The following is a 9,321-nucleotide window of genomic DNA, read 5'->3' as shown; positions in this document are numbered from 1 at the left end:
GGCGGGGCGTGGCGGACGCTGGCGCAGGTGCACATGGGCCTGCGCGACTATCCGCTTCGGGTCGTGCACCAGTACGCCCTGACCGCCGAGGAGGCGCTGGAGACGGCCCGCCTGGTGGCGCGCCAGTCGCGTGGCGGATTGGAGAAGCTGCCGGGCGTGTCCAAGAAGCGCGCCGAGACCCTGCCCTACGCCGGCCTGGTGCTTGAGGGGTTGATCGGACGGCTGGGCCTGAAGCGGATCGAGATGTCCGCCTGGGGCGTCCGTGAAGGCCTGGTCTTTGAAACCCTGGACGAGACGATCCGCGGCACCGACCCGCTGCTGGCCGGCACGGCGGCCCTGGGCTTGCGCCAGGGCGTGGCCCCGGCCCTGCCTGGCGCGCTGGAGGGATGGATCGCCGATGTGGTGGCGGCCCTGCCTTCGGCGTTCGGCCCGACGCGGGACGGCGTTCTGACCGCGGCGGCATGCAACTTGGCCGACCTGGGCGCCCGTCTGCACCCGGACCACCGCGTGGAGCTGGTGTTCGACCAGGTGCTGCGCGCGCCCGTGGCGGGCCAGACCCATGCCGAACGCGCGTTCCTGGCTGCGGCGCTCAACGCCCGGTACGGCGGCGACGCCGCAACCCCCGAGCCGGAAGCCGTCGACCGCCTGCTGGACGAGGACGCGCGGCGACGGGCGCGGGCGCTGGGTCAGGCCATTCGCCTGGCCTGCGATCTGTCCGGGCGGGCGCCGCAGTTGCTGGCCAACGCCCGCGCCGTCGTGAGCAAGGGCGAGCTGCGTCTCAGCGCCACGGCGGGCTACGCCGACGTGCTGCTGGGCGAACAGACCCGCAAGCGCGCCAAGGCCCTGGCCGAGACAATGGGTCTGTCGCTCGCGATCTAGACGGGACGCTTGGCCCGTCAGCCCTCGATCTCGACCACTTCGACGCGCGCGCCGTTCAAGACCAAGGCGATCTCGCCGCGCTTCAGCTTGAGCGCGTCGTCGCCGAACAGCTGGCGGCGCCAGCCCTTCATGGCGTCGATGTCGGCGTCGTCGTTGATGGCGATCTGCTCCAGGTCGGCCACGGTGGCGATCAGCTTGGAGGCCACGCCCGCATTGTCACTCTTGGCCTTCAGCAGCACCTTCAGCAATTCGACGACCGAAGGCGGCGCGGGCTGGCGATGGGCGGGACGCGACATCTCTGGCGCGTGCGCCTCCGGGTCCGCCAGGACGCGCTTCAGCTCCTCGGCCAGTTCCAGCCCCAGGCGCGAACCGCCGAATCCCTTGGGCACCGAACGCAGCCGGTTGAAGGCGTCGGGATCGGTCGGCGCCTGCTGGGCGATCTCGTCGACGCCCTCGTCCTTCAGGATGCGGCCGCGCGGCTGGTCTCGCTCCTGCGCGGCGCGCTCGCGCCAGACCGCAACGGCCTTGAAGGCGGCCAGATACTTTGCCGAGAACTTCTTGGGTTTCAGTCGCTTCCAGGCGTTTTCGGGATTGGTGTCGTAAAGCGCCGGATCGGTCAGCGCCTCCATCTCCGACATCACCCAGTCCAGACGACCGTCCTTCTGCAGTCGATCGCGCAGCTTGGGGTAAAGCGCCGCCAGGTGAGTGACGTCGCCCAGGGCATAGACCAGTTGGTTCTCCGACAGCGGGCGGCGGGCCCAGTCGGTGAAGCGGCTGCCCTTGTCCACCTCGATCCGCAGCATCTGGCGCACCAGCGAATCATAGGCGACCTGTTCGCCGAACCCGGCGGCCATGGCCGCGACCTGGGTGTCGAACAGCGGCTTGGGCATGGCGCCCAGGCGCACGAAGATCTCCACGTCCTGGCGACAGGCGTGGAAGACCTTGATGATCTTCGGGTCGCGCAGCAGCGCCAGGAAGGGCTCCAGGTCCAGCCCGTCCGCCATCGGGTCGATGATCCCGGCGTGATCAGACGAGGCGGCCTGGATCAGGCACAGCCGGGGCCAATAGGTCGTCTCCCGCATGAACTCGGTGTCGACCGTGATGAAAGGCGCGGAGGAAAGGCGGGCGCAGAAGTCAGCCAGCGCCTCATTTGTGGTGATCGGCGTCATTCCGATGCTATAGCGCCGCGCAATCCCCTTGTGGCAAGAGCGCCGCGACACATTTCCGCCCCTGATTCAGGTCCGTGACCCATGAGCGACACCGACAACCGCCTTCCGAACGGCCTGACCTACGCCGATGCGGGCGTGGACATCGACGCGGGCGAAATGCTGGTCGAGCACATCAAGCCCCTGGCCAAGTCCACGGCGCGTCCGGGATCGGAGCCGTCGCTGGGCGGCTTCGGCGCCCTGTTCGACCTGAAAGCCGCCGGGTTCGAGGATCCGCTGATCGTCACCACCACCGACGGCGTAGGCACCAAGCTGAAGATCGCCATCGAGACGGGCCGCCATGACGGCGTCGGCGTCGACCTGGTGGCCATGTGCGTCAACGACCTGTTGGCCCAGGGCGCCGAGCCCCTGCTGTTCCTCGACTATTACGCCACGGGCCGTCTGGAGATCGACGCCGCCCGCCGCGTGGTCGCCGGAATCGCCGAGGGCTGCCGCCAGGCCGGCTGCGCCCTGGTGGGCGGCGAGACCGCCGAAATGCCCGGCATGTACACCGACGGCGACTATGACCTGGCCGGCTTCAGCCTGGGTGCGGTCGAACGCGGCCACGCCCTGCCCTATCTGGATCGTCAGGCGGCCGGCGACATCATCATCGGCCTGGCTTCGACCGGCCCGCACTCGAACGGCTATTCGCTGGTGCGCAAGGTGGTCGACAAGTCCGGTCTGGGGTGGGGCGACGACGCCCCCTTCGCCAAGGACCGCTCCCTCGCCCAGGCCCTGATGGAGCCAACCCGCATCTATGTGAAGCCGGTGCTGCCGCTGATGAAGGCGGGCCTGGTCAAGGGCGCGGCCCACATCACGGGCGGCGGCCTGATCGAAAACCCGCCGCGCTGCATCGCCGAGGGCCTGAAGGCCGCCTTCGACTGGGATTCGTGGCCGATGCCGCAGGTGTTCCAGTGGCTGGCCGAAACCGGCGGGATCAGCGACCACGAGATGCGCCGCACCTTCAACTGCGGCGTGGGCTTCATCCTGATCGTCTCGCCCGAGAACGCCGAGCCCGTGCTGGCGGAACTGCTGAACGCGGGCGAGGTCGCCTTCGTGTGCGGACAGCTGGAAGCGGCCTGATCCGGTGAAGACCCGCGTCGCCGTCCTGATCTCCGGGTCCGGCTCCAACATGGCCGCGCTGATCGACGCCGGACAGGCGCCGGACAGCGCCTATGAGGTCGTCCTGGTCGTCGCCAACATCGCGGACGCCGGCGGCCTGGCCGTCGCCCGGGCCAAGGGCGTCGCCGCCGTGGCCGTGCCCCATCGCCCGTTCGGCAAAGACCGAGAGGCCCACGAGGCGGCGATCGACGCCGCCCTCCAGGAGGCGGGGATCGAGGTCGTGGCTCTGGCCGGCTACATGCGCGTGCTGACGCCCTGGCTGGTCGGCGGATGGCGTGGGCGCATGCTGAACATCCACCCCAGCCTGCTGCCGCTCTACCCCGGACTGGACACCCACGCGCGCGCCCTGTCGGCCGGCGACGCCGAAGCGGGCTGCACCGTGCACCTGGTCACCGAAGGCGTGGACGAGGGGCCGATCCTGGATCAGGCGCGAGTCCCGATTCTGGCCGACGACACGCCCGCCAGCTTGGCCCAGCGCGTCCTGACCGCCGAGCACCAGCTCTATCCGCGCGCCCTGGACGCCTTCTGCCGAACCCTGGACCCAGGCTGAGACCTGCGACTTCCTGTCGCATTATATTTCTGTAATGTGCCGACGCGCAGGCGACATCGACCCGCCAGCAGGACAAATGTGCGCCCACATCCACACAGGGGCTCGATATGAACAACAAACGCCACCTTCTCGTCGCCGTCGCCGCGCTGGCCTTGATCACCCCGGCCGGCGCGGCCCTCGCCCAGGCGACGCCCGCGTCCGTGCCCGCCGCGCACGCCGACCATGCCGCCATCGGCGCGTGGGGCTTCGATCCCGCTAGCCGCGACCTGTCGGTCAAGCCCGGCGATGACTTCAATCGGTACGCCTCGGGCGCCTGGCTGGACAAGGCCGAGATCCCAGCGGACCGGACTTCCTGGAGCAACTGGGACGTTCTCTATGACCAGACCCAGGACTATCTGAAGGCGATCATCGAGAACGCTGGCGCACATCCCGACAGTTCGCCCGAGGCATCCAAGATCGGCGGCCTGTTCAACAGCTTCATGGACGAGGCGCGGGTGAACCGCCTGGGCGCCCAGCCCCTGGCCGCCGATCTGGCCGCCGCGCGCGCCGCCGACACGCGCGAGAAGATCGCCGTGCTGATGGGCGACAGCTTCGGCGGTTTCGGCTCCAGCCTGTTCAGCGCCTATGTGGCCGAGGACCTGAAGAACCCGGACGCCTACGCCGTCTATCTGTCGCACGACGGCCTGGGCCTGCCGGAACGCGAATACTATCTCAGCGACCAGTTCGCCGAGGCCAAGGCCGCCTATCAGGCCTATGTCGCCAAGATGCTGACCCTGGCCGGCTGGTCGAACCCCGATCAGGCCGCCGCCGACATCCTGGCGTTCGAGACCAAGGTAGCCGAAGCGCACTGGCCGATCGCCGACCGCCGCGACATGGTCAAGACCTACAATCCCACCACCCTGGCGCAGCTTGAAACCGACGCGCCGGGCTTTCCCTGGCAGGCCTGGGCGCAGGCCGGGGGCTTCGCCGGCCAGCCGCAACTGATCGTCAGCGAAAACACCGCCTTCCCCAAGCTGGCCCAGATCTTCGCAGATACGCCCGTGGCGACGCTCCAGGCCTGGCAGGCCTTCCACGTCGCCGACCAGGCCGCGCCCTATCTCAGCCAGGCCTTCATCGACGCCCGCTTCGACTTCCGAGGCAAGGTCCTGAACGGCACGCCCGAGAACCGCCCCCGCTGGAAGCGCGGCGTCACCCTGGTCGACGGCACGCTGGGCGAGGCCTTGGGGAAGGAATACGTGGCCCAGCACTTCCCGCCCTCGTCCAAGGCGCAGATGGAAACCCTGGTCCAGAACCTGATTGCGGCCATGCGCATCCGCCTGCAGAACCTGGACTGGATGAGCGAGGAGACCAAGCAGCAGGCCCTCTACAAGATCGACCATTTCAACGTGAAGATCGGCTATCCGGAGAAGTGGCGCGACTATTCCGGCCTGCAGATCCGCGCCGACGACCTCTACGGCAACGTCGAGCGGGCCGCCGCCTTCGAATGGGCCTACAATCTGGAAAAGCTGAAGGGGCCGGTCGACCCGCTGGAATGGGGCATGACGCCCCAGACGATCAACGCCTACTACAACCCTCCGCGCAACGAGATCGTCTTCCCGGCGGCCATCCTGCAACCGCCCTTCTTCGACCCGAATGCTGACCCGGCCGTCAATTACGGCGGCATCGGCGCGGTCATCGGCCATGAGATCAGTCACGGCTTCGACGACCAGGGCCGCACGGTGGACGGCGACGGCGTGCTGCGGGACTGGTGGACGGCCGAGGACGCGACCAAGTTCGAACAGCGCACGGCCGTCCTGGGCGCCCAGTTCGACGCCGCCGAACCCCTGCCGGGCGTTCACATCAACGGCCGGCTGACGATGGGCGAGAACATCGGCGACCTGGGCGGCCTGCTGGTCGCGCTGGACGCCTTTCATCTGTCGCTGGACGGCAAGCCCGCGCCGGTGCTGGACGGCCTGACCGGCGACCAGCGCTTCTTCCTGGGTTGGGCCCAGGTCTGGCGCGAGAAGATCCGCGACGCCGCCCTGCAGCAGCAACTGGCCACCGACCCGCACAGCCCAGGCGAAGCCCGGGCGGCGCTGAATCTGCGCAATGTCGACGCCTGGTATTCGGCGTTCGACGTCAAGCCCGGCGACAAGGGCTACGTCGCGCCCGAAGACCGCGCCCGTATCTGGTAGGCGGACACAACAAAGGCCCGGAGCGTCGCTCCGGGCCTTCTTAGTTTCGGCGAGGCCGATCGTATTACTTGGGCGTGGTCACCGCACCCGCCACGCCGCCGATGGCGGCGCCGGCCACGGTCGAACCGGTGTTGCCGCCCAGAACCTGGCCGGCGACGGCGCCGCCCAGGGCGCCGGTGGCGGCGCGTTGTTCCATGGTCTGGCCGCAAGCGGCCAGCAGGGCCACGGCGCCGATGACGGGGGTCAGTTTCAGGATGGTCTTCATGATTTGGCTCCTCGGGGGGTGGAGAGACGATGCAGACCAAACGAAAAGGCCCGAGTCCGGTTCCGGACTCGGGCCTTTCTTATTGCAGCGCTACGCTCGGGACGCGGTCCCTCGCGACTTGAGCGCTTAGCCGACGATCTGGTCTTCGGTGAAGAACTGGGCGATCTCGATCTTGGCGTTGTCGAGCGAGTCCGAGCCGTGGACCGAGTTTTCGCCGATCGACAGCGCGAACTGCTTGCGGATGGTGCCGTCGGCGGCCTGTTCCGGGTTGGTGGTGCCCATGACTTCGCGGTACTTGGCCACGGCGTTCTCGCCTTCCAGCACCTGGACCACGACGGGCTCGGCGGTCATCTGCTCGACCAGTTCGCCGTAGAACGGGCGCTCGGCGTGGACTTCGTAGAACTTCTTGGCCTGGTCGGTGGTCAGCTTGACGCGGCGTTGGGCGACGATGCGCAGGCCGGCGTCCTCGATCACGGCGTTGATCTTGCCGGTCAGGTTGCGGCGCGTGGCGTCCGGCTTGATGATCGAGAAGGTGCGTTCGGTCATGGAGGTGACTTCTTGTTTGGGAGATTGAGGGTCGCGGGCTTATAGCGACCGCCTCCCCGCTTTCCAATACCGCCGACGGCCCTTCCTCAATATGCTCCAGATCAACAACCTGACCCTGAACGCCTGGGGCCGCCAGTTTCTGGACGACGCCTCCGTCAGCCTGCCGCCGGGGGCCAAGGTGGGGCTGGTCGGGCGCAACGGCATCGGCAAGTCGACCCTGTTCAAGGTCATCCTGGGCGAACTGGCCGCCAACGGCGACGAGATCAGCCTGCCCAGGACCCCGCGCATCGCCTCGGTCGACCAGGAGCACCCCGCCACGCCCGTCAGCGTCCTGGAGACCATCCTGGAGGCCGACGTCGAGCGCCACGACCTGATGACCCGTCTGGAAACCGCCGATCCCGAGGAGATGGGCGAGATCTGGGCGCGGTTGATCGAGATCGACGCCGAGAGCGCGCCCGCCCGCGCCTCCGAAATCCTGGTCGGCCTGGGCTTCAGCCAGGAGGACCTGCACCGGCCGATGGCGCATTTCTCGGGCGGCTGGCGGATGCGGGTGGCGCTGGCGGCGGCGCTGTTCGCCGAACCGGACATGCTGCTGCTGGACGAACCGACCAACTACCTGGACCTGGAAGGGGCCCTGTGGCTGGAGGCGCGGCTGAAGAAGTATCCCCACACGGCCCTGATCATCAGCCACGACCGCGACATGCTGAACGCGGTCTGCACGCACATCCTGCACCTGTCGAACCGCAAGCTGGACCTCTACACCGGCAACTACGATGCGTTCGAGAAGACCCGGGCCGAGAAGCTGCGGCTCATGGAGGCCAACAAGACCAAGCAGGACGCCGAGCGGGCGCACCTGCAGAAGTTCATCGACCGCTTCAAGGCCAAGGCGTCCAAGGCCACCCAGGCCCAGTCGCGCGTCAAGAAGCTGGAGAAGATGGAGCGGATCGAGCTGCCGCCGGAAGAGCGGGTCGCCCCCTTCGTCCTGCCGTCGCCCGACCGTCCTCTGCCCCCGCCCCTGATCCGGCTGGAGCGGGCCAACGTCGGCTATGAGCCCGGCAAGCCGATCCTGCGGAACCTGAACCTGCGCATGGACCTGGACGACCGCATCGGCCTGTTGGGCGTCAACGGCGCGGGCAAGTCGACTTTCGCCAAGCTGATCGCCAAGGCCCTGACGGTTGAGACGGGCGAGTTTCACCGCGATGGCAAGATGCGCGTGGGCTGGTTCCACCAGCACCAGATCGAGGCGATGGACCCGGAGGACACGCCGCTGCAGATCATCCTGCGCGCCATGCCCGAGGCGTCCGAAAGCAGCCGCCGCAGCCGGCTGGCCCAGTTCGGCCTGCCGTTCCAGAAGCAGGACACCAAGGTCGCGGCCCTGTCGGGCGGGGAGCGCGCGCGCCTGCTGCTGAACCTGGTGGCGATGGACGCGCCGCACATCCTGATACTGGACGAACCGACCAACCACCTGGACATCGACAGCCGCCGCGCCCTGCTGGATGCGCTGAACCAATATACCGGCGCGGTCATCCTGATCACCCACGACCGGTCGCTGATGGAGCTGGTCGCCGACCGGCTGTGGCTGGCCGCCGACGGCACGGTGAAGCCTTTCGAAGGGGATATGGACGACTACGCCAAGTTCGTCCTGGACCGCGCCAAGCAGGCCGGGATGAAGCCGTCGCAGGTGAAGCAAGAACCGGCGGCGGCGTCAGAGCCCTCCGCCAACGCCCCTCAAGCAGCGAGCGGCCGCGCCGCGAGCGATAGGGGCGCAAAGAAATCAGGCCCTTCGCCCTCGACCCTTCGCCATGCGGTGAAGAAGGCGGAGGAGGAAATGACCCGCCTGACGGCCGAGCTGGCCCGTCTGGACGATGACCTGGCCAACGCCGCCGTCGCCGATCCGAAGAAGCTGGAAGGTCTGACCCGCGCCCGCGCAAAGGCCCAGTCCGACCTGGACGCCGCCGAGGTCGCGTGGATCGCCGCCGAGGAAGCCCTGGCCGAGGTCGCATGATGAAACCGATGGCCTTTTCGAAGGAGGAACGCGCTGAAGCGACGGCGAAGCTGCGCGCCTATTTCCGCGACGAACTGGATCAGGAGTTGGGCCAGTTGCCGGCCGAAATGCTGTTGGACTTCATCGGTCGCGACATTGGCGGGGTGTTCTACAATCGCGGCCTCTACGACGCCCAGGCGGTGGTGAAGAAGAAGGCCGAGGACATCGTCGAGGCCCTCTATGGCCTGGAACGCGGCGACCGCTGAGCCAGGCCTCTGGCGTCGCGGATGCAACGGCGTTAGTGACAGTTCTCTGAATATCCGCTCGATCACGGACGGATTTCCTTTCGAGCCGCTGTCATGACACCCTCCCCCCTCGACCGGCCCATGTCCGTGCCGCTCCTCTGTCTGGCGGTGCTGGTCGGCGCGGCCGCGTTCGGACTGCTGGCGGACCCGCATTTCGCCGGCCGGCTTCTGACCGAAGGCGGACCTGTCGAGACCGCCAGCGTGGCGTTGCACCTGCTGGCCGCCAGCGTCGCCCTCGTGATGTGGCGCAAGCGCGGCGCCCTGTTCGGCTTCCTGGCCCTGGCCGAGCTG

The 9,321-nt window shown here is 68.1% G+C and carries 9 protein-coding genes and 1 pseudogene; 7 read left to right on the top strand and 3 right to left on the bottom strand.

The genetic code is table 11. From position 1 onward, the window contains the following. Nucleotides 1-879, top strand: a pseudogene (locus B2U11_RS14950) (Ppx/GppA family phosphatase); the annotation flags it as partial. 17 nt (nucleotides 880-896) lie between these two features. Here B2U11_RS14950 and rnd read toward each other — a convergent pair. Further along, the gene (rnd, locus tag B2U11_RS14945) at nucleotides 897-2,048 is read right to left on the bottom strand and encodes a ribonuclease D (protein ID WP_292072915.1); all 1,152 of its coding nucleotides are present in this window, start codon (nucleotides 2,046-2,048) and stop codon (nucleotides 897-899) included. Nucleotides 2,049-2,129: 81 nt separating this feature from the next. On the opposite strand from rnd, the gene purM reads away from it, so the two are divergent. The 3 genes from purM to B2U11_RS14930 all read left to right on the top strand — a co-directional run bounded on the left by purM (nucleotide 2,130) and on the right by B2U11_RS14930 (nucleotide 5,930). Then, nucleotides 2,130-3,167 carry a phosphoribosylformylglycinamidine cyclo-ligase gene (purM, locus tag B2U11_RS14940; RefSeq protein WP_292072913.1) on the top strand — a complete coding sequence of 346 codons (1,038 nt, stop codon included), beginning with the start codon at nucleotides 2,130-2,132 and terminating at the stop codon, nucleotides 3,165-3,167. Between the two features lie 4 nt (nucleotides 3,168-3,171). After that, nucleotides 3,172-3,756, top strand: a complete 585-nt coding sequence (purN, locus tag B2U11_RS14935; RefSeq protein WP_292072912.1) for a phosphoribosylglycinamide formyltransferase — start codon at nucleotides 3,172-3,174, stop codon at nucleotides 3,754-3,756. Nucleotides 3,757-3,863: 107 nt separating this feature from the next. Next, the gene (locus B2U11_RS14930) at nucleotides 3,864-5,930 is read left to right on the top strand and encodes a M13 family metallopeptidase (protein WP_292072911.1); all 2,067 of its coding nucleotides are present in this window, start codon (nucleotides 3,864-3,866) and stop codon (nucleotides 5,928-5,930) included. A 64-nt stretch (nucleotides 5,931-5,994) separates the two neighbouring features. On the opposite strand, the gene B2U11_RS14925 is transcribed toward B2U11_RS14930, so the two are convergent. Further along, a complete protein-coding gene (locus B2U11_RS14925) occupies nucleotides 5,995-6,195 on the bottom strand; it encodes a hypothetical protein (protein WP_292072909.1) in 201 nt (66 codons plus the stop codon). Nucleotides 6,196-6,321: 126 nt separating this feature from the next. Next, the gene (ndk, locus tag B2U11_RS14920) at nucleotides 6,322-6,741 is read right to left on the bottom strand and encodes a nucleoside-diphosphate kinase (protein ID WP_292072908.1); all 420 of its coding nucleotides are present in this window, start codon (nucleotides 6,739-6,741) and stop codon (nucleotides 6,322-6,324) included. Between the two features lie 91 nt (nucleotides 6,742-6,832). Between ndk and B2U11_RS14915 the strand changes: the two genes are divergently transcribed. The 3 genes from B2U11_RS14915 to B2U11_RS14905 all read left to right on the top strand — a co-directional run. Then, a complete protein-coding gene (locus B2U11_RS14915; RefSeq protein ID WP_292072907.1) occupies nucleotides 6,833-8,746 on the top strand; it encodes an ABC-F family ATP-binding cassette domain-containing protein in 1,914 nt (637 codons plus the stop codon). A gap of 8 nt (nucleotides 8,747-8,754) precedes the next feature. After that, nucleotides 8,755-8,991 carry a DUF2164 domain-containing protein gene (locus B2U11_RS14910; RefSeq protein ID WP_292072906.1) on the top strand — a complete coding sequence of 79 codons (237 nt, stop codon included), beginning with the start codon at nucleotides 8,755-8,757 and terminating at the stop codon, nucleotides 8,989-8,991. A gap of 120 nt (nucleotides 8,992-9,111) precedes the next feature. After that, the coding region (locus B2U11_RS14905) for a hypothetical protein (protein ID WP_292072905.1) at nucleotides 9,112-9,321 on the top strand (210 nt) is incomplete at its 3' end.

It is taken from the genome of Brevundimonas sp. UBA7534, assembly GCF_002479325.1.
Lineage (GTDB): Bacteria > Pseudomonadota > Alphaproteobacteria > Caulobacterales > Caulobacteraceae > Brevundimonas.
Note: the sequence above shows the minus strand (reverse complement) of the source record. Positions and strands in the feature narration are given on the sequence as shown.